Source organism: Streptomyces sp. NPDC051018, assembly GCF_044456085.1.
GTDB lineage: Bacteria > Actinomycetota > Actinomycetes > Streptomycetales > Streptomycetaceae > Streptomyces.
Map to the genome: position 1 here is coordinate 25,205 of NZ_JBITFN010000002.1, position 23,701 is coordinate 48,905.

Genomic DNA, 23,701 nt, shown 5'->3' on the forward strand with positions numbered 1-23,701 from the left:
GTGCATGATTAGTAAGCGAAGAAAACAAACAGTCTGTCAGACAGTGGATCGAAGGTGGTCAGAGCCATGACGGAACGCTTCACCCCCACCCCCGGCGACAAGTTCAGCTTCGGTCTGTGGACGGTCGGCTGGCAGGGCAGGGACCCCTTCGGGGACGCGACCCGGCCGCCGCTGGACCCGGCCGAGACGGTGCGGCGGCTCGCCGGACTGGGCGCGTACGGGGTGACCTTCCACGACGACGATCTGATCCCCTTCGGCGCGTCCGAGGCCGAGCGCGACAGCCACGTCAAGCGCTTCCGGCAGGCGCTGGACGCGACCGGGCTCGTCGTGCCCATGGCCACCACCAATCTCTTCACCCACCCCGTCTTCAAGGACGGCGGCTTCACCGCGAACGACCGGGACGTACGGCGGTACGCGCTCCGCAAGACCATCCGCAACATCGATCTCGCGGCCGCACTCGGCGCGCACACCTATGTCGCCTGGGGCGGACGGGAAGGCGCCGAGTCCGGCGCGGCGAAGGACGTACGGCCGGCACTCGACCGGATGAAGGAGGCGTTCGACCTGCTCGGGGAGTACGTCACCGAGCAGGGCTACGACCTCCGTTTCGCCATCGAGCCCAAGCCCAACGAGCCGCGCGGCGACATCCTGCTGCCGACGGTCGGCCACGCCCTCGCCTTCATCGAGCGCCTCGAACGGCCCGAGCTGTTCGGGGTCAACCCGGAGGTCGGCCACGAGCAGATGGCCGGGCTGAACTTCACCCACTCGATCGCCCAGGCGCTGTGGGCGGGCAAGCTGTTCCACATCGACCTCAACGGCCAGAACGGCATCAAGTACGACCAGGACCTCCGCTTCGGCGCGGGCGATCTGCGCTCCGCGTTCTGGCTGGTCGACCTGCTGGAGTCGGCGGGCTACGAGGGGCCCAGGCACTTCGACTTCAAGCCCCCGAGGACGGAGGGCGCGGACGGTGTGTGGGCGTCGGCGGCCGGCTGTATGCGGAACTATCTGATCCTGCGGGAGCGCGCGGCCGCGTTCCGCGCGGATCCGAGGGTCCAGGAGGCCCTGCGGGCGGCGCGCCTGGACGAGCTGGCCCGGCCGACGGCGGCGGACGGGGTCGCGGGGCTGCTGGCGGACCGCTCGGCGTTCGAGGACTTCGACGTGGAGGGTGCGGCGGAGCGCGGTATGGCGTTCGAGGCCCTGGACCAACTGGCCCTCGACCATCTGCTCGCCACGGCCTGACCCGCCCGGGCCCTGCCCCTGGGCCGCGCCCGAGCCCGGCCCGCCCGGGCCCCGGGTCCGTCCGGGCCTGCTTGACCCCGGCCCGTCCGGGCCTCCGCCGCTCCACCCGAGCACCCCTGCCCTCGCCCGGGCGGGGGTGCTCGTTCTCCGGCCCGCCGTCCGGTGTGCGGGCCTCCGGCCACCCCGGTTGCCGGGTGCCCGGCACGTTCCCCCGGCCGTCGGTGGCCGCCCTCGGCTCACCTGCCGACCCACACAGAGCCCCTGGAAACACCCGGCGTACGCCGCGACCCCTGGAAACGCCCGGCGCACACGCCGCCCCCGGAGTGGTCCAGCCGATGCCGGGTCACGGAGGGCCCGGCGCGCGCCGAGCCGTGGCGGACCGGGCGTGCGGGGCTCAGCCCGCCGCGCGGGTGCTGAACGCGAGGGGGTCCGTCAGTACGTCCTGGACGACCAGCGCCGCCGCCCCCCTCGCCGCGTCCGTCGCCGGCGAGGACGCCCGCAGCCGCGCCGCCGTCGGCTGCCACAGCCCCGAGACCACCCGCGCCGAGAGCTCCCTCGCCGCCGGAGGGGCCAGCCAGGGCACCAGCGGACGGTAGATCCCGCCGAGCACCACCGCGTCCGGGTCGAAGAGATTGACCGCGCCGGACAGGACCCGCCCCAGCATCAGCCCCGCCCGCGCCAGCGCCGACAGCGCCCGGTCGTCGGAGGCCCGGGCCCGGTGCACCAGCTCGGCCACCGCCGTCGAACCGTCCGACTCGTCCAGGCCCGCCGCCCGCAGCAGCGCGGACTGCCCCGCGTACTGCTCCAGACAGCCCCGTGAACCGCACCGGCACTCCGGTCCGTCGGGCGCCACGACGACATGGCCGATCTCCCCGGCGAAACCGTGCGCCCCGCGCAGCAGTTCCCCGCCCAGCACCAGCGCGCCGCCGACCCCGATCTCACCGGTGAGATACAGAAAGGTGCGTACGTCTCCGAGGCCGCCGAACCACAGTTCCGCCAGCGCCGCCAGATTCGCCTCGTTCTCCGAGCGGACCGGCAGCACGGGCAGCCGGGGCCGCATACCGGCGAGGGCTTCTGCGAAGAGTTCCTCCGCCGGGACCCGGACCCAGCCGAGGTTGGGCGCGGACCGTACGGTTCCGGCGGTCACCAGGCCGGGCAGGGCGAGCGCGGAGCCCACCGGGCGCAGGTCCTGCTCCACGGCGGACGCCAGGGCCCGTGAGGCGATCCGCGCGGCCCTCGCCAGCACCCGCGCGGGGGAGGCGCCCCGGTTGTCCAGGTGCTCGACCAGACGGACCCGGTCGGTGCCCGCGAGATCCACCACGCACACCGACACATAGTCGACGTTGATCTCGATCCCGATGCCGGCGACCCCGGTACGGGCGACCTTGAGCACGGTTCCCGGGCGTCCCGCCTGACCGCTGAAGGTCTTGCCCGACTCGGAGAGGAAGCCGTTCTCCAGCAACTGCTCGACCAGCGAGGATATCGCCGCGCGGGTCAGCCCCACCCGGGCCGAGACCCCGGCGCGGGTGATCTCGCCCGCGTCCCGGACGGCCCGCAGCACCAGGCTCAGATTGTGACGGCGCACGGTGTCCCGGCCGGCCTTGGGCTCCAGCGGGTCCCTGCCCACGGGACCGGTCAGCCTCACACGTGCGGGTGGCTCCACGTATCAGCCCTGAGGCCCGCGGTATCCCAGGGACGCCTCGATGCGTCCGGCGAGCCCGTCGTGCCGCCGCGGGCCGCGCCCGGCCGAACCGGCGAGCCAGGAGCGGCACTTGCTGCCGAGGAGCAGACCGAAGCTCTCCGCCTCGTTCTCCTCGGTCTGGTCGAAGCGGGTCCGCGCGGCGACCCTGAGGACGGTGTCCTGGAGGTCGGCCTCGTCGGAGAGCAGCCGGGCCGCGACCGCCGCGCCCTCGACGTGATGGGTGCAGTGCCCGGCCTTCATGTGCCACAGCTCGTGCCCGAGGATCACCAGCTGATGGTCGGGCGCGGTGCGTTCCTCGATGACGATGAGGTCCTGGTCGGTCATGTCGAGCCAGAGCCCGCTCGCCGTACCGGGGGGGAAGGTGGCCGTGCGGTAGCGGACGGGCCTGCCCCGGCGCCTGCTCATGGCGCCGCACAGGGCCGTGTAGAGATCGGCGGGCTCCGCCGGCGCGGGCAGGTCGATCCCGGCTACCAGCTCGCCGCAGAGCCGGCGCATCTCTTTGCCAATGCTCACCGTTCTCCTCTCCCCGTCAGAGGCCACCCGTGCACGGCACCGGCCTGTCCCGGAATCCTGTCGTGGAATCAGGTCGGTTCTGAAGTCATGTTTCCGTCTGCTTCGGTCCGTCCGATTCCGCCGGGTTGGCTGATTCTGCCGGTTTGGGAGCCGGTTTGACAGTCTCCAGGAGGAGGTCGAGCCATTCGGTGACCTTGTCCCGGTGTTTGTCGGTCGGCAACTGGGCGGCGCGCCAGGCGATGCCCCGTACGCCGTGGTCCTGGAGCAGCCGCTCCAGCGGATCGCCCTCGCCCGCGTAGTCCTGGAGGAGCCGCTGCTCGGTCTGCTGGAGCGCGGTGCTGAGCGCGTCCGGGTCGGCGGCGGTGAGAAAGCCCGCGTGCACCCGGAAGAAGCGCTGGATCGCGTCGCAGTGCTCCATGGTGGGGCGGCGGTCCCCGTGGATGAGGGCGCCCGCCTGCTGGCGGGACATCCCGGCGCCGTCCGCGATCTCCTGCTGGGTGTACCTGCGGCCGTTGGGCTTGAGGCGGGTCCGCCGCAGCAGGCCGAAGCGCTGGAGGAAGCGTGCCTGGAGGTCGGGTTCACCGGCCGGGCGGCCGTCGAGCAGAGCGACGACCACATCGGCGGGCACACCCGACGCCTCCGAGAGCTGATGGGCGTCGAAGACCTCGCCGGGGCTCAGTCCGAGTCTGCCCGCGATTTCGGTGACACGGGCGATCGACGCCGCCAGGGACCCTGCGGCCGCCGCGCCCGGAACCGAGAAGCCGTCTGTCACCAGTAGGTCTCCTAGATCACGCGAGAGGGCTCTCCGCACACAATTGGCTGCCCGGAGATTAACTGTTCCGGGGCCGTGCAACCAGGTCTTGCCACAGCTGTGGCCCGTTCTGAGCGCTCTGCGGCGTGGAATGCCACGATAGTTGACACCGCCTCTCGATCGGGAGCAGGATCACCGGGCGGGGTGAAGATCAAAAGGCGCCGCCGCAGCGGGACTTCGAGAAGGGTGGCGTTCTCGATGACACAGGAGACCGGTACCGACCGTCCTGGTGTCCACGGGCGCCGGGGGCACGCGGGTACGGGCCGCGGCACACTCCGGTCGAGGCGGTTCACCGACATGGTCCGGGACCGCCGGGAGGAGCTCGGGCTGAGTGTGGCCGATGTGGCCGCCCGGCTGGAGATCAGCACCCGGGCCTATGGGAGCTGGGAGCGTACTCCCGCCCATGAGTGGACCGAGGACAAGCTGTTCGCGCTGGTCAAGGCGTTGGAGATGAGCGATCAACAGGGCGGCTGGCTGTTCAGGCTGGCCGTGGACCGGGAGTTGCCGTACTCGACCGAAGTCCAGCAGCCCGGGGCCGGGTCGCTGGGGCCGGCGCGCCCGTCCGGACCGGCCTTTCCCGTGGGGCCCGCGCGCCGGTATCTGCCGCTGCCCACGCAGGTCGTGCCCGCCGAGCCGTCACCCGGGTCACCGGATCCGGTGCCTCCCCGTGACCCCGGGACCCTGGCCTATCTGCACGACTACGCCTCGATGATGGACGCCGTACCGCTGCCGTCCGTGCTCTTCGACCGCCGCTGGGACGTGACGCACGTCAACCCGGCCTTCCAGGCGCTGTTCGGGGGCGTGGGGCACCATCCGACCGCCATGCCGGACCAGAACTTCCTGCGGTTCGTGCTCTTCCACCCCGACGCGGGAGCGGTGCTCGGCGACCGGGAGACGAGCTGGTGTCTGCCGCTGCTCGCACAGCTGGAATCGGCACTGGAGTGCTACGGGGACGATGGTGTGCTTCAGGCCATTCGTCAGGACATCGCGGACGATCCGATCATGGACGCCGCCTACCGGTGCGGACTGCCGCACTGGATGCGGGCCACCGGGGCGGCGGCCGTCCACCACGACGGGGCCGTACGGCCGCTGCACCACCCGGATCCCCGGTGGGGGCACTCCGAGTGCCGGATCGTCGACGAGACGCCGGCGACGCTCCAGGACCGGGGGTACACCCGGATGACTCTGGTGCTGCGGGAGCGCGGGGGAATGACCCCGGACGCCCGCCGGGGGAAGTCCCATCTGCGGGCGGTCTCCAGCGGCTGATCCGGTGGAAGGCCGGCGGGCTCGACGGCTGGCCCGGATGCCCGGGCGTGTGCACCGCGCCGGCGGACACCGGGCAGCGGGCGCGCGGTGCGTCGGCGGAGCCCGGGAGTGCCCCGCGGAATGAGTGCCCGACCCCGCTCCCTCACCCGGCCCGAACCGGACGGAAGACCCCCGTCACCGGTCGTGCTGTGCGCGGAACTCGTCGAGCAGTTCGAAGAACATCTCCATGGGGGGCCTTCCGGCCGTCTCGGCGGCCCGTTCGATCTCGACGGCCCATCCGAGCGCACTGCCGTACTTCATGTCCAGCCTCGGCCACAGCCACTCGGAGAAGGCGCCGAAGTGTTCGAAGTCGGACTTCTCCGTGCTTCCGCATGCCTCCAGGGCGACCCGGTACCCGATCAGCATCGAACTCAGATGCTGTAGTGAGCTGCGGCGGACCCACATCCCGGGGCGCAGCCTCACCTCCTCCAGCCAGTCGTACATATTCCGGAACTCGGCCGGCTGCCGAGGTGCCGGCCCGGTTGATCGTGCCTCTGCCATACCGGGAGTCTATGGTCGGCCCTCCGGCCGCTTCCGGCCCGTCCGCCGCCGGACGGGCGCCCGGACACGGCCAGGTGCTCCGGGCCGGTCGGGAGCCGGGCCGGTACCGCGATGTCGCGGAGGCGGACATCGCCGCGGTCCGGCCGACCCGCAGGACATGGGGCAGGACCGCGCGCCGGAGGGTGTGTGCTCACTGTAGTGAACGTTCCATTCAGCGCCCTCGGGCAGTCCGCCGCGGCTTCAGTACCGAATCCCGCGCCCGTACGACGACTTCGGGGCAGTGGCGGACCCGGCCACGGTTCCGCGTCGCCCTTGTCATATCGCCGCGCATGCCACGACGATGACGGGATGTCACAACAGGCTCCACCGCCCGGCGGTGACCACACCCAGCTCCCGGGCACCGTCCGCGGACGGAATGGCATCCCCCCGGGCGTACGGCCCGGGGCCGCGATCGCGGGCACCGTACGCGGCCCGTGGGCACCGACGGTCGCTCCGGTCGCGGACGGACGAGAGCGCCCGGCCGGGGCACCGCGATGCCCTCCGCCGGGCGCCCTTCCGCGCCGTCTCTGCGCGGTCCAGGTCCCCGCCTTCCCCGAGCGGGGACCTGGACCTTTCCCCCATCCCCATTTCCCCCGTGTGCTCTGTGCCCCCCTGCTTCCCCCTGGTGCCGCCCGGCTCTCCCCGGCCTCCGTCGCGCCGCCGCTCAGCGCAGCGCTGCCACGGCCCACTCCGCGGCGACCGCCAGAGCGACGCCGGCGCCGAGGACCACGGTCGCCACTCTTGTACGCCCCTGCTTGCTGAGCACCAGCGCGCTGCCCGAGAAGATCAGCGCGATGCCGTAGAAGCCCATGGTGAGGACCGAGTGAGTACTGCCGAGCCGAAGGACGAGTGTCAGCCCCACCGCGATCATGATCACCGCGGAGAGAGCTATCCGGACATGGCGTGCCTGGCGTGGTGTGAGCCCCTGCCGTTCCGGGCTCGAATTGGCTTCCGACATGCACGGAAGCCTATCCGCCGGGCCCCTGCCGGGGTGGTCGGGAGCGAGATCCACCGTCTTCATTCGCCGGACTTACGCATGTCCGCCGACCCCGACCGTCCACAGGGGAGCGGTCCCGGTCAGCTGGCACGCGTTCAGATAGAGAGGGATGGGTGGTGTGTAGGGGCTGTCGTCGTCCGGCCAGCGGATCAGCCGGGGGTTCACGGCGGGTACATACGCTCCTTCGGCGTAGTGGGACGGCAGTGGCCACATCAGGTCCTGGTCGGATCCGGACGGCACGATCCACCACCACCAGTCGGTGTCGGCGAAGACACAGCCGTTGCGCGGCAGCCGGCCCAGCAGCCGGAAGCCGTACCGCGCGGGTACGCCCACCGCGTCGCAGCCCAGGGTGGGCACGATCGTGGAGGGCAGGTCGAGGTGGACGAGTCCGCTTCTGCCGCTGTGGCGACCACCTCTCAGGCGCGTCGCCAGATGCTTCAGCACGGTCCCTCGATTCCCCGGGGAAAGTCCACCCCGTACGGAATCGCCGTGTGCCGGAGCTCCGCCCAGACGATCCGGCCGGTGCCGTGCTGGGTGGCATGCGCTCCCCAGGAGCTGGAGACGGCTTCCACCAGCAGCAGCCCGCGTCCTCGTTCCTCCGCGGCCACGGAGTGGCATACATGCGGGCCCGTGGGCGCGCAGCCCTGGTCCCGCACGCTTATTCGCAGATGTTCGACGCCGTTGAGCAGCTCGCAGACGACCTGGTGGCTGCCACTGTGCACGACCGCGTTGGTGACCAGCTCGGACATGACCAGTAGCGCCGTGTCGTGGACATCTCCTCCGATTCCCCAGCATCGCAGACGGTCACGGGTGAGTTTGCGTGCCCGGGACACATATTCGACGCGCGCCGGCAGCTCGAAGCCGTACCGGTGGTGGTCGGCCTCCGAGCACGGATCCAAGAGTGGGGCGTGGCGCGTGTCGTGGTTCACTCGACCACTGTCGCGCTGGAATGGACAACTTGGCAAGGCCCACTGTGAAATTTTCAGAGTGGGCATATTCAGCGACACTGAGTGCGTGGCACACTGCTCGCATCAGCACGTGGGGAGGTCTCGAAGTGAGTGAACCGCGGTCCGCCCCCACCGTGGGGCAGGTCGTCCTCGGCAAGCGCTTGCAGGATCTGCGGGAGCGTGCCGGGCTCAAGCGCGAGGAAGCCGCCAAGGTTCTTCGCGTGGCCGCGGGCACCATTCGCCGGATGGAGACCGCCGAGGTCGCGCTGAAGATTCCTTACGTCCAGCTCCTGCTGGAGGCGTACGGAATCAGTGAGGAGGAGGCCCGCGGCTTCATCGAGCTTGCGGAAGAGGCGAACAAGCCGGGCTGGTGGCAGCGGTTCCACGACGTCCTGCCGGGCTGGTTCAGCATGTATGTCAGCCTGGAAGGTGCGGCGAGCCTCATCCGTGCCTACGAGCCGCACTTCGTGCCCGGTCTGCTGCAGACGGAGGAGTACGCGCGGGCGATCATGCTCAGCGGTGCCGTCGGGCAGACCGATCCCGAGGACATAGAGCGCCATGTGGCGCTGCGGATGCGGCGGCAGTCCCTTCTCGAAAAACCCGACGCACCCAAGCTGTGGGTGATCATGGACGAGACGGTCTTCCGCAGACCCGTCGGCGGTCCAGGCGTCATGCGAGCCCAGATCGACCGGCTGCTCGAAGGCGCCCAGCTGCCCCATGTCACCTTGCAGATCGCGGAGTTCGCGTCCGGACATCACCCCGGTACCTATGGACCGTTCGTGCTGTTCCGGTTCGCAGTCCCCGAGCTCCCGGACATGGTCTACAGCGAGTACCTCAGCGGCGCCGTCTACCTCGACGCACGTCCCGAGGTCGCCTCGCATCTGGAGGTCCTGGACCGCATGGCGGCTCAGGCCGCGACTGCACAACGCACGAAGGAGATCCTCAAAGATCTCCGCAAGGAGCTGTGAATGGACCACATATACAACGGCATGCCGGCCACCGAGCTGGGCGATGTGGGCTGGCACAAGCCGTGGAGCGGTGGAAACGGCGGCAACTGCTTCGAGACCATGAAGCTCGCCGACGGCCGGGTGGCCGTGCGCCAGTCGGCCGATCCGGACGGGCCCGCTCTGATCTACACCCCGGGGGAGATCGCCGCGTTCATCCAGGGCGCCAAGTCGGGTAAGGCGGACTTCCTGCTCACCTGAGCGCCCGAGCCGTTCGCCGGTCCCCTCGATCCGGTCGCCCCGGCTGCTTCGACCTGCTCTTGGTTGTGATTTCCATCGATGCCTCAGCCCCCAGTCCGTCCGTCGGTCCGTTACCCACCGGCCGCTCGACCTCCCGATACGGGACCCAACAGAAAACACGGCGTGCGGGCCCAAGCCACCCGCACGCCGTTGTCGTTTCCGGACCCCCGGGCCGTCGGCACTCGGGGGTGCCCCACTCGGGGGTGCCCCGCAACCCCCCGACCCGAGGAGCCTCAGGAGCCCGCCACCCTGTGTCACACGAGGGCCGTGGGGAAGACCGTCCGCCCGGTGGCGTTCCCCGTCGCCAGCTCGACATACGCGCGGGCCACGACGCTCGCGGGTGTGCCCCCGTCACCGTCCATACCGAGCTTGACCAGCGTCTCCCTGACCCAGCCGGGACTGACCGCGTTCAGGCGCACTCCCCGGGGCAGCTCGATCGCGGCGTTGCGTACGAAGGCGTCGAGACCGGCATTGGTCAGCACACCGAACGATGCACCCGGTGTGGGCTCCGTGAAGTTTCCGCTGGTGAGGATGATGGAGCCGCCGTCCCGTACATACCCGACGGCCTTGCGTACCAGCCGCACCTGACCGAGCAGCTTGCCCTCGATCCCCTGGAACAGTTCCTCGTCCGTGGCGGTCAGCAGCGGGGCCAGCCGGCCGCTCGCGGCGACCGCGATGACCGCGTCCACCTCACCGACCGTGGCGAACAGCGTGTCGATGGTGCCGGGCTTCTCCATGTCGACCCGGATACCGTCGCTGCGTGAGGCCCGGACGACCTCATGGCCTCCGTCCTCCAGCGCCGCCGCGACGGCGCTGCCGATGATTCCGGTCGATCCGATCACAAGAGTCCTCATGGTGTGCTCTTCCTCTGCTGTGGTCCCTGCGCAAGCTGTCGCTGCGGGGCGGGTGGTCTTCATCGGGGAGTCGGGGGAGTCGGGGGAGCCCGGGAAGTGTCAGCCCCCGGAATCGTCCGTGGTCGGGCCGGTGGTCACACGGCGAGGCGCTCGGGGAGCGGGGCCAGCGGGAAGTTCGCCCAGACGTAGGTGTCCATCTGGTGCTGGTCGCCACTGAGGTTGAACACCCGGTCGATCTTTCCGTCGGCGTCGAAGTGCCACACCAGGGCCCACATTGTGTCGACCCTGCCCACGCCGGCCGTCGTCCAGCCGCGGTGGATGTCGACCACGTACTCGTCGTTGCTGTCGAGGAAGAGCGGATCGGCCTGGAAACCGGCCCTGCCGAGCTGGGAGAAGAAGCTCAGCACCTCGCCGAGACCGTGCTTGGTGCCCGACAGCGGGTGGTGTCCGGGAATCGTCCATTCGATACCGGGGGCGAGGACCTCCCTCATCCCGTCGAGGTCCTGGGCGGCGTAGGCGGCGAAGAACCGCTCGACGGCCTCCGTCTTGGATCCGGCCCGCGTGGCCGGGGCGGTTCCGGTCACGGTGCCGGTGGCCGTGCTCTCCACGGTCGCGGCGGATGTGTGGGAAGAACTCAAGGAATCGGCGGAGGCAGTGGAATCGGTGGCGGTGGCAGTGGCAGTGGAACCGGTGGTGGTGGCAGTGGCAGTGGAACCGGTGGTGGTGGCGGTGGCAGTGGTGGCGGCGGTGGTGGAGAGGGACTGAACGGTCATCGTAGGGCTCCTTGTTCGCTGTCTCCCGGGCTGTCCCGGCGGTGATTCAAGACTGCGGCCGGGCCGGCTGGACCGTCCAATACCTGCTTCCATAACCTGGCGGCATGGATATCGACACCCGTCTGCTGCGGTACTTCGCCGCGGTCGCCGAGGAGGGCAATCTGACGCGCGCCGCCGAACGGCTCTACGTCTCGCAGCCCGCGCTCACCAAGCAGATCCGGCAGCTGGAGACCCAGCTGGGCGCGGAACTCTTCGTTCGCTCACGGGCCGGAATGAGCCTCACCGGGGCCGGGGAGGCGCTGGTGGAGCACACCGGCGCGGTGTTGACCGCCTGGGAGACCGCATTGCGGGCCACACGGGGTGCGGAGGCCCGCGCCGCCCGGGTCCTGAGAGTCGGCTTCGTCGCCAGTGCCGCCAACGAGTTCACCCAGCCGATCCTCGCCGACTTCGCCCGGCGGCGGCCCGGCTGGCGGGTGCAGCTGCGGGGGGCCGAATGGTCCGATCCCACCGCGGGTCTGGCCGGCGGCGAAGTCGACGTGGCGCTGCTGAGGCTTCCCGTCCCCGGTTCCGGCCGGCTGCGTCTCGAAGTACTGCTGACCGAGCCCCGCTGGGTGGCCCTGCCCGCCGGGCACCGGCTCGCGGGCCGTGACGAGGTTCCGTTCCACGAGCTGTACGACGAGCCGTTCGTGGCCGTCCCCGCCGACGCGGAGGGCTGGCGCGACTACTGGCTCGCCACCGAGGAGCGCGAGGGCCACCCGGTCCGGATCGGCGCGGTCGCCCACAACCCCGACGAGTGGCTGAACGCGATCGCCCAGGGGCAGGGCATCAGCCTCACCCCCGAGGCCACCGCCCGCTTCTACCAGCGCCCGGACGTCGTCTACCGGCCGGTGACCGGGGTCAGCCCCAGCCGGGTGGGTGTCGCCTGGGCCCGTACGGAGGAGACGGACGCGGCCGTCGACGCGTTCGTCCGCAGCTGCCTGGCGGTGTGCTCCGGGTAGGCTCGGCCCCAGGGAATCGGGGGTGCGGGGGACACGGGGGAGTGATGACGACCGACGTCACGGACTGGCTGGCGCGGAACGCGCTGCCGCTGACCACTCTGTCCGCGGGCGCGCCCACGGACGACCTCCAGCCGTTCAAGGACGTCCTCGGCGGCGTCCGGATCGTGGGACTCGGGGAGTCCACCCACGGCACGGGGGAGTTCTTCCGACTCAAGCACCGTCTGCTGGAGTTCCTGGTCACCGAACTGGGCTTCACCACCCTCGCGATGGAGGCCAGCGCCTCGGCGGGACCGGCCGTGGACGCCTATGTCCGCCATGGCACCGGGGACGCGGCCAGCGCGCTGGAAGGGCTGGGCTTCTGGACCTGGCGTACGCACGAGGTGCTCGCGATGATCGAGTGGATGCGGGCCTACAACCGGGGGCGGCCGGAAGCGGGGAAGGTACGTTTCGCGGGCGTCGACCCCCAGCGGTGCGGCGACTCGATCACGGCCCTCGACGCCTATCTGCGGCGGACCGCGCCGGAGAGGGCCGCGTGGCTGCGCGACCGGCTGGGGACGCTCGCCGAGGCTCAGCCGGGATCACTTCCCCAGCTGCGGGAACGCCTGACGGCCGACGCCGGGGAACTGCTCGACTCCTTGGGCGGAGCGCACACGGACCCCCGGCAGCGGACGGACACGCCCCGGCGGGACACGGACGAGCCCCGGCACCAAGCCGGCGCGCTCCCGGAGGCCGCCGAGGGGCCCCGGGAACGTGAGGCCGCCGAGGCGGTCCGGCACGCCCGGATCCTCGTACGGGCCGCCGATCTGGTCACCCGCCCCCGGCAGCACAGCGATCCGGACCGGACCGTCTTCGCCGCCCGCGACCGCTATATGGCCGAGGCCGTCACGGAACTCGTCGAGAGCGACCCCCGGGCCCGGGTGGCGTTCTGGGCGCACAACGGTCATATCACGAGGGGGCGTTACGGAGCCGGGGTCCCGGCGACCGGGCGGCATCTGAGCGATCGGCATGGCGACGCGTACTACGCCCTCGGTCTGCTCTTCGGCCAGGGGGTCTTCCGCGCGGGCCGGGTCCTGCCCGTTCCCCGGGCGCGGCCCAGCGCGCGGACCGTGACCGGGAACCGTATCGGCCCGCCCGTCCCCTCGTCCGTCGAGGCCCAGCTCGCCAAGGCCCGCCCCGGTGATCACCTGGTGAATCTCCGCGCGGCGGCGCACGGGCCGGAGCCGGTGCGCCGATGGGTGGGCGGGAGTCATGTGATGAGGACCTTCGGCGCTCATGTGCCGCGCTGGGTCTACCGGATGAACTTCGCCCCGACCGTACCGGGAGACGAGTTCGACGGCCTGGCCTATGTGGCGGTCTCGACCCCGTCCCGGCCCCTCACCTGATGAGAACCAGCCCTGCCGTGAGCAGACCGTCGAACCACGAGGTGGTACCCATGCCCGAGCCGTCCGACCATTCCGAGCCGGCGTCCGAGCCGTCCGAGCATTCCGGGCCGGCGTCCGAGCCGTCCGAGCATTCCGGGCCGGCGTCCGAGTCCGTGACCGCAGCCGGTTCCGGCGCCGTGGCGCGGACGGGGCCGGGGCCGGAATCCGGGCCCGTGTCCGGTTCGGCGGCGGTGCCGGGCTCAGGGACCGCTGACGCGTCCGAGGGCGGATACGTACGGGAGGGGATCTGGTTCTCCGTACCTCCGCGCGAGACGGCGACAGCCGCCGCGCCCGCGCTGATCGTCGTGGACGCACAGAACGCCTTTGTGACCGGTCCCGACGCCGTACCGGACGCGGACCGGCTCATCGAGCGGCTGGCGGCCCTGCTCGACCGGGCGCGGACGGCGGAGGCCCTGGTGATCCATCTGCGGAACGACGGCGAGCCGGGCGCGGTGGACGAGCCCGGGAAGCCGGGATGGGAACTGTACTTCCCCGTACGGGAGTCGTCCCGGGAGTTCGTCGTCCGCAAGGACGGCGACGACGGCTTCGAGGGGACACGGCTCGGTGAGCTGCTGGAGGAGCGGGGCGTACGGCGGGTGGTGATCGCCGGCGTGCTCTCGGAGATGTGCGTGAGCGCGACGGCGCGCGGCGCGCTGGACCGGGACATCGAGGTCGTGCTGCCCCGGGACGCCCACGGCACCTACGGCCTGGACGACATCCCGGCGTCCGTCGTGTCCCGGGTCGCCGAGCACGCGCTGGGCTCGGACCCGGAGTTCGTCCGCACGGCCGACGCGGTCCGCTTCACGGCGGTCGCCGGAGCCACGGATGGATGAGCCGGAGCCGCGCCCCTTCCTGTACATCGTCGTCTGCGCCGCCTCCGTCGCCGCCGGGGTCGGCGATCTCATCACGGCGGCCCGCCGACGGGGCTGGGACACCGCGGTCGTCGCCACCCCGCAGGGCCTCGGCTTCCTCGACGTGCCGGCCGTCGAGGCCCATACGGGCCACCCGATCCGCTCGGCCTGGCGCAGACCGGACGAGCCGCGCCCGCTTACGCCGCCGGACGCCATCGCGGTCGCCCCGGCGACCTTCAACACCGTCAACAAGTGGGCGGCCGGGATCGCGGACACCCTCGCCCTCGGCATCCTGTGCGAGGCCCACGGCAACGGTGTCCCGACGGCCGTACTCCCGTGCGCGAACGCGGCGATGGCCGCGCATCCCGCCTACCGCGAGAGTGTGCGGCGCCTGCGGGGGATGGGCGTGCTGTTCGGCGCATACGAGTCCCACGACCCGGACGAACACGGCCGGCTCGCCCGCTTCCGGTGGGAGGAGGCCCTGGAACTGCTGGAGCCCCACCGCAAGCGCCGCGATCCGCTCCCGTAGAACACCCGTCGCGCCCGGACCGGCGGGGCCACCCGCCCGGTACGACGCGGGGCCGACCGGCCGGACCGGGGGCCGCATTCGATCCCCGGACGCGGTTCGCCGAAAATGGGGGCATGGCCCGACACACCCGACGCCCCTGGCGCACCTCGGCTCCCGCGCTCACCGCCGCATCGCCCTGCCCGTGCGGTCTGCCCGCCGCCTACGGTGAGTGCTGCGGCCGGTTCCACTCGGGTGAGGCCGCCGCTCCCACCGCCGAGCTGCTGATGCGCTCGCGCTACAGCGCGTTCGTCGCCGGGGACACCGCGTATCTCCTGCGGACCTGGCACCCGGCCACCAGGCCGGCGCGGCTGGAGCTGGATCCGGCCATGCACTGGTCGGGCCTGGAGATCATCGAGTCCATGGACGGCAGCCCGTTCCACGCGAAGGGCACCGTGACCTTCCGCGCGCGCTACCGGCACCACGGCAAACGCGGCGAGCTGCACGAGCGCAGCACCTTCGAGCGGCTGAACGGCCGGTGGGTCTATGTGGAAGGCACCTTCATCGAGTGAGCCGGGCGCCTGCGGGAGCCGGATCCCGCGCGCTCAGTACGCGCGGTTCGGCAGGATCATCAGCCCCGGGTTGTAGGCCGCGAGCACCTTGTTGGCCCGTGCCAGCACCGACAGCGCATGCTCCCGGTCGGCCCGGTCCTCGGGGCACAGCGGACCCCGGAAGCGGTTCACCTCGCGTACGGCTCCGTCCGCCTCGATCTCGGCCTGGAGGACGTGGACCGGCATACAGGATCCGATCAGCGCGGCCACACGGTCGGGGATCGGCACGGGGATGAGGGGGGAGGCGGTCACGGTGTCCTGTCCTTGTCTTCTGCTCGCTCGGGCGCCGGCGGGTCCCGGTGGTGCCCACCCCTCCATACCAGCGGAGCGGTTTCCGCGTTCGTCGGCGGGGATGTCTCGGTGCGGCAACCGTCGTGGCCGCCCTCTGCTTCCCATCACGCGCGGACACACCGGCCCGCACGCCATGAACCGGGCCGTCGGCCCCGTCGGCTCCCCGCCCGCGCACCGCGAGCGGAGGCCGGCCGGGGTGGGCGCGAGGACCCGGGGGCGGCGGAACAGCGCGGCGGCCCCGCAGGCCGTGCCCCGGTCGAGGTGACCGGGATCACGGGGCCGTACGGGAGGTGCGCACTGTCCGGCCCGCCCGGCTCTCGGCCACCGGCAGCACCGGCGACACACCTTACGACAAGGTGGACCATGCACCCGAATCGATCACCCGGAGGTGTGGCCGGCGCTACCCGGCACCGGCCGCCGTGGTGATCGTCCGCCAAATCGCCGGTGCGGTCCGGGGGTTGGCCGGGGACCGGTCACCGCCTCCCCGTACGACCCGCCGCCTTCCCGCATCACCCCCGCTGTCGGGACCCGCCGCCTCCCCGTACCGCCCGTGCCGGTCCCGGTGCCCCCGCGGACGGCCCGTCCGGGGGGAACTCCGCCCGGAACCCGGCCGCAGGGCGGCCGGCGGGAGGCCGGAAGCCCGCCCAGGAGCCGACCCGCGCGGATCGCGGAGGCGAGCATCAGTGTCCGGGATCGGACAGCACCTGGGAGAGGTCGTAGCTCACCGGCTCCTCCAGCTGGGCATAGGTGCAGTCGGCGGGGTCGCGGTCCGGCCGCCACCGGCGGAACTGCGCGGTGTGCCGGAACCGGGTGCCCTCCATATGGTCGTAGGCGACCTCGACGACCCGCTCGGGCCGCAGCGCCACCCACGACAGGTCCTTCTTGCCCGTCCAGCGGCTCACCGCGCCCGGCAGCCGGGAGGTCTCGTGGGCGCTCTCGTCCGCCCACGCTGCCCAGGGGTGATCGGCGGCCGACTCGGGCCGCAGCGGCTCCAGCTCCCCGACCAGTTCCGCACGCCGCTTCATGGAGAAGGCGGCGCACACACCGATGTGCTGGAGGACGCCCGAGTCGTCGTACAGGCCCAGCAGCAGCGAACCCACCACGGGCCCGCTCTTGTGGAAGCGGTATCCGGCCACGACGACGTCCGCCGTACGCTCGTGCTTGATCTTGTACATCAGCCGGGCGTCCGGCCGGTAGGGCAGCGTGAGCGGCTTGGCGACGACCCCGTCCAGCCCGGCGCCCTCGTACTGCCGGAACCAGGTCCGCGCCACCTCCTGATCGGTGGTGGCGGGGGCGAGATGGACGGGTGGCCGGGCGCCGCGCATCGCCTCGGTGAGCAGCTCCCGCCGCTCGGTGAGCGGGGTGTCCAGCAGCGCCCGGTCGCCGAGCGCCAGCAGATCGAAGGCGACGAAGCTCGCCGGGGTCTGCTCGGCGAGCATCCGCACCCGGGAGTCGGCCGGGTGGATGCGCTCGGTCAGCCGGTCGAAGTCCAGCCGTCCCTCGTGGACGATGACGATCTCTCCGTCGACGACACAGCGCTCGGGGAGGCTGGCGGCCAGTTCGGCGGCCAGCTCGGGAAAGTACCGGGTGAGGGGCTTGCCGGTACGGGAGCCGATCACCACCTCGTCGCCGTCCCGGTGGACGATCGCCCGGAAGCCGTCCCACTTGGCCTCGTACTGCATACCGGGCGGGATGTTCTTCACGGACTTGGCGAGCATCGGTTTCACGGGGGGCATCACCGGGAGATCCATAGAGGGATTGTCCGGCATGCGAGGAATGTCGGCACGATTTACGCTGACCCACATGGCCCGAGCGGTGGAACTGGAAGTGGGGGAGCGCACGGTACGCGTCTCCAGCCCGGACAAGATCTATTTTCCCGAGCCCGGCTACACCAAGCTGGACATGGTCCGCTACTACCTCGCCGTCGGCGACGGGATCACCCGCGCGCTGCGCGACCGTCCCACGACGCTGGAGCGCTACCCCGAAGGGGTGACCGGCGAATCGTTTTTTCAGAAGCGCGCCCCGAAGTACCTCCCGGACTGGATCCCGACGGCCCACATCACCTTCCCCAGCGGACGGTCCGCCGACGAGATGTGCCCGACCGAGCCCGCCGCGATCATCTGGGCCGCCAATCTGGGGGCCGTCACCTTCCACCCCTGGCCCGTGCGCCGAGACGACACCGACCACCCGGACGAACTCCGTATCGATCTGGATCCCCAGCCGGGTACCGACTACGAGGACGCCGTGCGTGCCGCCCATGAGCTGCGGGATGTCCTCGACGGGGTGGGACTGCGGGGCTGGCCCAAGACCTCCGGCGGGCGCGGCCTCCATGTCTTTGTCCCGATCGAGCCGCAATGGACGTTTGTGCAGGTCAGAAGGGCCGCTATTGCCTGCGGCAGGCTGCTGGAGGCCCGGATGCCCGACCGGGTCACCATCAAGTGGTGGAAGGAGGAGCGCGGCGAGCGGATCTTCGTGGACTACAACCAGACGGCCCGTGACCGTACGATCGCCTCCGCCTACTCCGTACGGCCCCGGCCTAACGCGCCGGTCTCCGCGCCCCTGCGCTGGGAGGAGATCGACGAGGCGCGCCCGGAGGACTTCGACATCAGGAGCATGCCCGCGCGGTACGCCGAGGTGGGCGATGTGCACGCGGACATGGACGATCACCGGTTCAGCCTGGAGCCGCTGCTGGAGGTGGCCCGCCGGGACGAGGCGGAGCACGGGCTCGGCGATCTGCCGTATCCGCCGGAGTACCCGAAGATGCCGGGGGAGCCGAAGAGGGTCCAGCCCAGCCGCGCCAAGAAGGCTCCGGCGGCCGAGTAGCGCCCGCGGGACCGTTCCGGGTGCGCCATACGGGACCTCGGGGCGGTCCCGGCTTCCGGGCGGTGCCCGCTGGAACCTCGGGGCGGTCCTGGATTCAGGGCGCGTCCGCCGGTGCGTCCGGGCGGTGCCCGTCGGCTGCTCCGGGGCCGGGGCGCCCTGCGAAGCACGCCGGCCCCCGGGCACAGACGAGGCTTCGAGGCACGACCGGGCCCCCGCCCCAACCACGCCGGAGCGCCCGTAGCAGCGCGGACAGCGCGGAGCGGCCCCCTCCCCTTGTGGGGGAGAGGACCGCCGTACCCTCACGGGCCCCTCAGTCCGGGCCCGGATCACCGTTCCCGGACCTCACGGGTTTCAGCAGCGCGCCACGCCCGTCCGGATCACAGCTCCTGGACCCGGATGTTGCGGTACGAGACCACATCCGTGGTGCCGTGGACCTGGAGCCCGATGTAGCCCAGCGCGTACCGCCGGCCGTCCGTGCCGACGTCGTCGCCGCGCGGCGGGGTGAACGTCTGGCCGGCCGTGTTCTCGAACTGGTTGATCAGCACACCGTTGCGGTAGACCGAGTACGTCTGGCCGATCACCCGGATCTCGTAGTCGTTCCAGGTGCCCTTGGGGGTCACCCCGGCGCCCGCGAGCCCGACCCGGTCGAAGCCGTAGATCGAACCGGTCTTGTACATGTCGCCGTCGGGCCGGTCCAGGACCTGGACCTCATGGCCGTACTTGATGGCGACCCACTCCGGACGCGGCTCCTCCGGGTTGTCGTGGACATACGGGAAGCGGACGAAGACACCGCTGTTGGCGTTGCCGGTGCCGGGCGCGTCGTCCCGCCACTGGAGCTTCAGCGAGAAGTCCCCGTACTGCTTCGGGAACCAGAGCATGCCGAGCCCGCCCTTGGTGGTGCCGCTGGTCATCGTCCCGTCCTCGTTGAGGCCGAACGAGCCGCCGCCCACGTGCTGCCACTTGTCGAACGACGACCGGGTGCCGTCGAAGATGTCGCGGTAGCCGGTGTTCTGGCCGGGCTTGCCGATGCCGGACTGCTTGCCGGCGGCGTAGATCTTCCGGTGCTCGCGCAGATCGATCACGCCGTCCGCGAGCAGCCGGTCGAGGACCGAGTCCACGTGCTTGAGGAACAGCGCGTGCGACGACCAGGACTTCTCGTCCTCGATCAGCTCGTTGACGGTGCAGCGGCTGCGGGTCATCCGGTTGGGCACACCCGTGTCGACGGTACCGACGATCACGGTGAGCCGCTCGTCCCACTCGGGGCAGCTCGGCGCCGGAACCCCGCCGCCCTCGGCGACCGTGAAGGTCACCTTCTGCGCCAGCGAGGTGTTGCCCGCCTTGTCCGTCGCCCGGTGCAGCACTGTGTGGAAGCCCACCCGGTCGACGATCACGGGAGCCGTGTACGCGAGGTAGGGACCGCCGTCGAGCGAGTACTCCACGGTCTCGACCCCGGAGCCGTCGGCGTCGGTCGCGTTCACCGTCACCTTGGCACTGGTGATGTAGGCGCCGTCGGAGTTCCGCTGACCGGCGACATCGGCCCCGGTCACCGGCGGGGTCGTGTCGGGCGAGGGCGCCTTGACCACGGTGAAGTCCACGGACTTCTCCGCAGCCGCGTTGCCCGCCTTGTCGGTGGCCCGGTAGCGCACCTTGTGGGTGCCGAGCTGATGGACCATCACGGGAGCGGTGTACGGCTGCCAGGAGCCGCTCGCGCCGATGGCGTACTCGATGGAGTTGACGCCCGAGCCGGTGTCGGACGCGGTCACGGTCACCGTGGCCGTGTCCAGGTACTCGCCCTGGCCGTTGCGCTCACCGCTGACGGTCGCCGAGGTCTCCGGCGGCGTCTTGTCCTCGGTGGGCGGGGACACGACCCGGAACTCGGCCGTCTTCTCCGCCGAGGTGTTGCCCGCCTTGTCGGTGGCCCGGTAGCGGATCGTGTGCGACCCGACCTGGTTGACCACGACCGGCGCGGTGTACGCCTGCCAGGGACCGTCGGTCCCGACCGCGTACTCCGTCTTCTCCACACCGGAACCCTCGTCCGTCGCGGAGACCGTCACGGTCGCCAGACCGATGTACGCGCCGTCGGCGTTCTTGTCGCCCTCGATCTTCGCGTCCGTGGCGGGCGCGGTGGTGTCCTCGCCGCCGTTCTCGGTGACGGTCAGGATGCCCTGCATCTGCCCGTGACCGGGGATGGTGCAGTAGAAGCGGTACCGGCCCGGGGCCAGGGTGACCTCGACGGAGTGCTTGCCGCCCTTGTCGTCACCGGGGTTGGCGAGGATGTTCAGCGGTACGTCGTTGTTGTACTCCGGGTCCGACACGTCGAAGGTCAGCGTGTGCGGCATTCCGGTGGTGTTGCCGGTCGCCCGGCTGTTCTCGAAGACGATCGTCGTCCTGCCCTCCTTCGCCGTGGTGGGGAAGGAGAGATAGCGGTCGAACGCGTCCCCGGCGGTCCAGGTCAGCGTCTGCTCGGCGGCCGCGACCGGGGTCCGGCTGGCCGGGACGGCCGATGCGGTACGCGCCTTCGCCACCGATCCGGCATTCGCCTCGGCCCCGGCGGCGCCCTTGCGGGTGCCGTTGTCCGAGCCGCTCTGCCCGTACGCCGCCACGGACATCAGTCCGACGACCATGGCCAGGGAGGCCAGCAGAGCCGTCCACAGGCCCGCCGCTCCGCGCTTTCTGTGTCCGAGCTTTCTGTGTCCGACGAGTCTCACTGCGCCGCCTTCCGTGCCAGCTGGTCGGCGGACGGCGTTGCCTCGCCGCCCTTGTAGGTGATGTGCCACAGCGCCGACCGGGAGTCCGAGGTGAAGAACCCGCGCCCGTAGTCGAGGACGTAGAGCGAGCCGTCGGGAGCGAACTTCCAGTCCATCAGGTTGCGGATGCCGTTGTTGCCGACCGGGATGATCTTCTTCAGGGACTCGGCGTGCACCGGGATCCCGCCCTTGCCGACCGTCTTCGGATCGGTCAGCACCGCGTGGCGCGGCTGGTCTCCGTCGTAGAAGTCACCGACGAACCACTTGCCGTCCCAGTAGGAGGGCCACTTGACGGTGGAGGCGGTCGCCGCGTCGAAGCGGTACACCGGACCGTTCATCGTCGCCTGGCCGCCGCCCTTGAGCCACGGCATCAGCAGCTTCTGCTCCTCCAGCTTGTAGCTGGGCAGCCCGCTCGCGTCGCGCGGGAAGTCGGGGCCGCCGCCCTGGGGCGAGTACCAGATGGTGTTGGGGGTGACGGGCGGCAGATTCACCAGACCGTCGTTGTTCGGCGACTCGTTCTTGGGAGCCGCGCAGTTGTACCAGCCGAGCGGCTTGCTCGGGTCGGCGAGCCCGCGGTCCCGGTAGGGCTGGTTGTTGCCCATGCAGAACGGCCAGCCGTGGTTGCCGGCCTTGGTGATCGCGGCGAAGGTGTCGTACTTGGCCGGACCCCAGGTGGTGGAGGGCGTACCGGCGTCCGGGCCGACCCAGCCCGCGTACAGCGTGTCGGTCTTCTTGTCGACGAAGATGCGCGCCGGGTTGCGGACGCCCATCACATAGATCTCGCCCCTGGTCTTGCCGCCGCCCTCGTCGGGCTCCTCACCCGTGAAGAGGTTGCCCTCGGGGATCGTGTAGGAGCCGCTCTTCGTGGGCTTGATCCGCAGGATCTTGCCGTTGAGGTTGTTGGTGTTGCCGGAGGTGCGGCGCGCGTCGGCGAACGAGAGGCCCTTGTAGTTGGGCTGCGGGTTGTTGCCCGAGTAGCCGCCGCTGAAGCCGGACGAGTTGTTGTCACCGGTCGCGATGTAGAGGTTCCCCTTGGAGTCCCACGACATCCCGCCGCCCGAGTGGCAGCAGCTGTGGATCTGCACCGGCCACTTCAGCAGCACCTTCTCGCTCGCGAGATTGAGCTTGTTGGTGGTGAAGTTGAAGGTGAAGCGGGAGACCCGGCGGTCACCGACCCGCGTCTCCCGGTTGATCTGGGAGTGCGGTGTGTAGTGCAGATAGACCCAGCCGTTGGACGCGAACGCGGGGTCCAGCTCGATGCCGAGCAGGCCCTCCTCGTTCTTGGTCAGCTCGTCGCCGCCGCCCTTGTTGCCGAACACGCTCAGCGCCCCGGCGAGCGAGACCTTCTTCGTCTTCGGGTCGAAGACGTGGATCTCGCCGTTGCCCTTGCCGACGTCCGGGTTGTTCCAGTCGGTGATCACGGGCTTGGTGTTGTCGGCGCCGCCGCGGCCGATGTAGAACACCCGGCCGTCGGGGGCCGTGACCAGACCGTGCGGCTCGCCGATCTGGTCGTTCTGGCCCGGCTGATTGGGCTGGGTGACCCGCTCGGCCGTGTAGTTGGCGTTGATCGTCGCCTTGCAGTCGGCGCGCGAGATACGGCTCGTCCAGGCGAGCGCGCCCCGCAGATGGTCGCGGAAGTCGGTCTCCGAGAAGCTGTCGACCGTACCGCCCATACCGGTGTAGAAGGAGCGTCCGCCGTCGTAGTCACGGCACCAGGAGATGGGCTTGTCCCATCCGTTGGCGCCGGACACCGGCTTGTACGAGGTCTCCTTCAGCCGTGCCACCGTGTGCACGCTGCCCGAGGGGTTCACCGCCCAGTTGAACCACTTGTCGGGGCGCTTCCACTGGAGCGGCAGCGACTTGGTGGCCGGATGCTGGCGGTCGCCGACCTCGATCACCGCACGCTGCACCGTACTCGGCGCGCCGGTGGGGCGCGCCCCGATCAGCCCGGTGAACCAGTCGGAGTACGGCTCCGTCCTGGCCGCGTCATGGACGCCGACGAAGCCGCCGCCCGCCTCCATGTACTGTTCGAGCCCGGCCTCCTGCTCCGGGTCCAGCACATCGCCGCCGCCGGTCAGGAAGACGACCGCGTTGTACTTGCCGAGCCGTCCGGCATCGGTGAACACCGAGGCGTCGTCCGTGGCTTCGGTGGCGAAACGGCCGCTCACCGGGCCGGTGAGTCCGATGGTCTCGACGGCCTGGATACCGGCGTTCACGAGCGGGGACTCGGCGGTGGCCGAGCCGTGGAAGACGAGGACCTTGACGTTCTTGCCGCCCGGCGGGGAGGGAAGGGACAACGTTGTCGCCTTCGGCTCCGGTGGCGGCACCCCGGCCGAGGCGGTATTCGCCCCGCCGAGCAGGGACACGGTCAGTGCGCCGACCCCAAGTGTCGCGGCCAGACCCCTTCTTCGAGATCTGGACCTGTGATGTGGTGCGCGCTGCATGTGGTCACCCACCCCTCTGTGGTCACAACAACAGCAATGGAAGCTAGACCTCTTTTCGCGGTTCGCCAATAGGTATGACCACAAAAGA

General features: G+C 70.9%; 23 protein-coding genes. 10 read left to right on the forward strand and 13 right to left on the reverse strand.

Going from position 1 to position 23,701, the window contains the following annotated elements; all coding sequences use genetic code 11:
* The first annotated feature begins 66 nt into the window (after window positions 1-66).
* Window positions 67-1,236, forward strand: a complete 1,170-nt coding sequence (gene xylA / locus ACIBCM_RS03970; RefSeq protein WP_399239910.1) for a xylose isomerase — start codon at window positions 67-69, stop codon at window positions 1,234-1,236.
* Window positions 1,237-1,630: 394 nt separating this feature from the next.
* On the opposite strand, the gene ACIBCM_RS03975 is transcribed toward xylA, so the two are convergent.
* The 3 genes from ACIBCM_RS03975 to ACIBCM_RS03985 form a co-directional block, all read right to left on the reverse strand.
* The gene (locus tag ACIBCM_RS03975; protein ID WP_399239912.1) at window positions 1,631-2,881 is read right to left on the reverse strand and encodes an ROK family protein; all 1,251 of its coding nucleotides are present in this window, start codon (window positions 2,879-2,881) and stop codon (window positions 1,631-1,633) included.
* A gap of 21 nt (window positions 2,882-2,902) precedes the next feature.
* The gene (locus ACIBCM_RS03980; RefSeq protein ID WP_399240785.1) at window positions 2,903-3,433 is read right to left on the reverse strand and encodes a toxin-antitoxin system, toxin component; all 531 of its coding nucleotides are present in this window, start codon (window positions 3,431-3,433) and stop codon (window positions 2,903-2,905) included.
* A 103-nt stretch (window positions 3,434-3,536) separates the two neighbouring features.
* Window positions 3,537-4,223 carry a helix-turn-helix domain-containing protein gene (locus ACIBCM_RS03985; protein WP_399239914.1) on the reverse strand — a complete coding sequence of 229 codons (687 nt, stop codon included), beginning with the start codon at window positions 4,221-4,223 and terminating at the stop codon, window positions 3,537-3,539.
* Window positions 4,224-4,460: 237 nt separating this feature from the next.
* Between ACIBCM_RS03985 and ACIBCM_RS03990 the strand changes: the two genes are divergently transcribed.
* A complete protein-coding gene (locus ACIBCM_RS03990; RefSeq protein WP_399239916.1) occupies window positions 4,461-5,528 on the forward strand; it encodes a helix-turn-helix domain-containing protein in 1,068 nt (355 codons plus the stop codon).
* A gap of 174 nt (window positions 5,529-5,702) precedes the next feature.
* Here the strand turns inward: ACIBCM_RS03990 and ACIBCM_RS03995 are convergent, their stop codons facing one another.
* The 4 genes from ACIBCM_RS03995 to ACIBCM_RS04010 all read right to left on the reverse strand — a co-directional run bounded on the left by ACIBCM_RS03995 (window position 5,703) and on the right by ACIBCM_RS04010 (window position 8,033).
* Complete coding sequence (locus ACIBCM_RS03995) at window positions 5,703-6,068, reverse strand: hypothetical protein (protein ID WP_399239918.1); 366 nt, start codon at window positions 6,066-6,068, stop codon at window positions 5,703-5,705.
* Window positions 6,069-6,771: 703 nt separating this feature from the next.
* Complete coding sequence (locus tag ACIBCM_RS04000; RefSeq protein ID WP_399239920.1) at window positions 6,772-7,065, reverse strand: hypothetical protein; 294 nt, start codon at window positions 7,063-7,065, stop codon at window positions 6,772-6,774.
* A gap of 72 nt (window positions 7,066-7,137) precedes the next feature.
* On the reverse strand, window positions 7,138-7,548 hold the full coding sequence (locus ACIBCM_RS04005) for a hypothetical protein (RefSeq protein ID WP_399239922.1): 411 nt from the start codon (window positions 7,546-7,548) through the stop codon (window positions 7,138-7,140).
* Window positions 7,542-8,033, reverse strand: coding sequence for an ATP-binding protein (locus ACIBCM_RS04010; protein WP_399239924.1), 492 nt, complete (start codon window positions 8,031-8,033; stop codon window positions 7,542-7,544). The genes ACIBCM_RS04005 and ACIBCM_RS04010 overlap by 7 nt, the downstream gene beginning before the upstream one ends.
* A 125-nt stretch (window positions 8,034-8,158) precedes the next feature.
* On the opposite strand from ACIBCM_RS04010, the gene ACIBCM_RS04015 reads away from it, so the two are divergent.
* Both ACIBCM_RS04015 and ACIBCM_RS04020 read left to right on the forward strand, forming a co-directional pair.
* Window positions 8,159-9,019: a helix-turn-helix domain-containing protein gene (locus ACIBCM_RS04015; protein WP_399239926.1), complete on the forward strand. Its 861-nt coding sequence runs from the start codon at window positions 8,159-8,161 to the stop codon at window positions 9,017-9,019.
* Window positions 9,020-9,256 carry a DUF397 domain-containing protein gene (locus ACIBCM_RS04020; RefSeq protein WP_389268830.1) on the forward strand — a complete coding sequence of 79 codons (237 nt, stop codon included), beginning with the start codon at window positions 9,020-9,022 and terminating at the stop codon, window positions 9,254-9,256.
* 293 nt (window positions 9,257-9,549) lie between these two features.
* Here the strand turns inward: ACIBCM_RS04020 and ACIBCM_RS04025 are convergent, their stop codons facing one another.
* Together ACIBCM_RS04025 and ACIBCM_RS04030 are read right to left on the reverse strand one after the other, a co-directional pair.
* A complete protein-coding gene (locus ACIBCM_RS04025) occupies window positions 9,550-10,149 on the reverse strand; it encodes a short chain dehydrogenase (RefSeq protein ID WP_399239928.1) in 600 nt (199 codons plus the stop codon).
* Between the two features lie 134 nt (window positions 10,150-10,283).
* Entirely contained in the window at window positions 10,284-10,922 is a 639-nt protein-coding gene (locus ACIBCM_RS04030) for a nuclear transport factor 2 family protein (RefSeq protein ID WP_399239930.1), read from the reverse strand.
* Window positions 10,923-11,026: 104 nt separating this feature from the next.
* Between ACIBCM_RS04030 and ACIBCM_RS04035 the strand changes: the two genes are divergently transcribed.
* The 5 genes from ACIBCM_RS04035 to ACIBCM_RS04055 all read left to right on the forward strand — a co-directional run bounded on the left by ACIBCM_RS04035 (window position 11,027) and on the right by ACIBCM_RS04055 (window position 15,269).
* Entirely contained in the window at window positions 11,027-11,920 is an 894-nt protein-coding gene (locus ACIBCM_RS04035; RefSeq protein WP_399239932.1) for a LysR family transcriptional regulator, read from the forward strand.
* A 44-nt stretch (window positions 11,921-11,964) separates the two neighbouring features.
* Window positions 11,965-13,302, forward strand: a complete 1,338-nt coding sequence (locus ACIBCM_RS04040) for an erythromycin esterase family protein (RefSeq protein WP_399239934.1) — start codon at window positions 11,965-11,967, stop codon at window positions 13,300-13,302.
* 212 nt (window positions 13,303-13,514) lie between these two features.
* Window positions 13,515-14,174, forward strand: coding sequence for an isochorismatase family protein (locus ACIBCM_RS04045; protein ID WP_399239936.1), 660 nt, complete (start codon window positions 13,515-13,517; stop codon window positions 14,172-14,174).
* A complete protein-coding gene (locus ACIBCM_RS04050; RefSeq protein ID WP_399239938.1) occupies window positions 14,167-14,721 on the forward strand; it encodes a flavoprotein in 555 nt (184 codons plus the stop codon). The genes ACIBCM_RS04045 and ACIBCM_RS04050 overlap by 8 nt, the downstream gene beginning before the upstream one ends.
* 113 nt (window positions 14,722-14,834) lie before the next feature.
* Complete coding sequence (locus ACIBCM_RS04055; protein WP_399239940.1) at window positions 14,835-15,269, forward strand: YchJ family protein; 435 nt, start codon at window positions 14,835-14,837, stop codon at window positions 15,267-15,269.
* Window positions 15,270-15,302: 33 nt separating this feature from the next.
* On the opposite strand, the gene ACIBCM_RS04060 is transcribed toward ACIBCM_RS04055, so the two are convergent.
* Both ACIBCM_RS04060 and ACIBCM_RS04065 read right to left on the reverse strand, forming a co-directional pair.
* The gene (locus tag ACIBCM_RS04060) at window positions 15,303-15,560 is read right to left on the reverse strand and encodes a hypothetical protein (RefSeq protein WP_399239942.1); all 258 of its coding nucleotides are present in this window, start codon (window positions 15,558-15,560) and stop codon (window positions 15,303-15,305) included.
* A 719-nt stretch (window positions 15,561-16,279) separates the two neighbouring features.
* The gene (locus ACIBCM_RS04065) at window positions 16,280-17,350 is read right to left on the reverse strand and encodes an ATP-dependent DNA ligase (protein WP_399239944.1); all 1,071 of its coding nucleotides are present in this window, start codon (window positions 17,348-17,350) and stop codon (window positions 16,280-16,282) included.
* Between the two features lie 52 nt (window positions 17,351-17,402).
* Between ACIBCM_RS04065 and ligD the strand changes: the two genes are divergently transcribed.
* Window positions 17,403-18,422, forward strand: a complete 1,020-nt coding sequence (ligD, locus tag ACIBCM_RS04070) for a non-homologous end-joining DNA ligase (protein ID WP_399239946.1) — start codon at window positions 17,403-17,405, stop codon at window positions 18,420-18,422.
* 377 nt (window positions 18,423-18,799) lie between these two features.
* On the opposite strand, the gene ACIBCM_RS04075 is transcribed toward ligD, so the two are convergent.
* Window positions 18,800-21,046, reverse strand: a complete 2,247-nt coding sequence (locus ACIBCM_RS04075; RefSeq protein ID WP_399240786.1) for an OmpL47-type beta-barrel domain-containing protein — start codon at window positions 21,044-21,046, stop codon at window positions 18,800-18,802.
* Window positions 21,047-21,126: 80 nt separating this feature from the next.
* Window positions 21,127-23,613 carry a ThuA domain-containing protein gene (locus ACIBCM_RS04080; protein WP_399239948.1) on the reverse strand — a complete coding sequence of 829 codons (2,487 nt, stop codon included), beginning with the start codon at window positions 23,611-23,613 and terminating at the stop codon, window positions 21,127-21,129.
* Window positions 23,614-23,701: the final 88 nt, after the last annotated feature.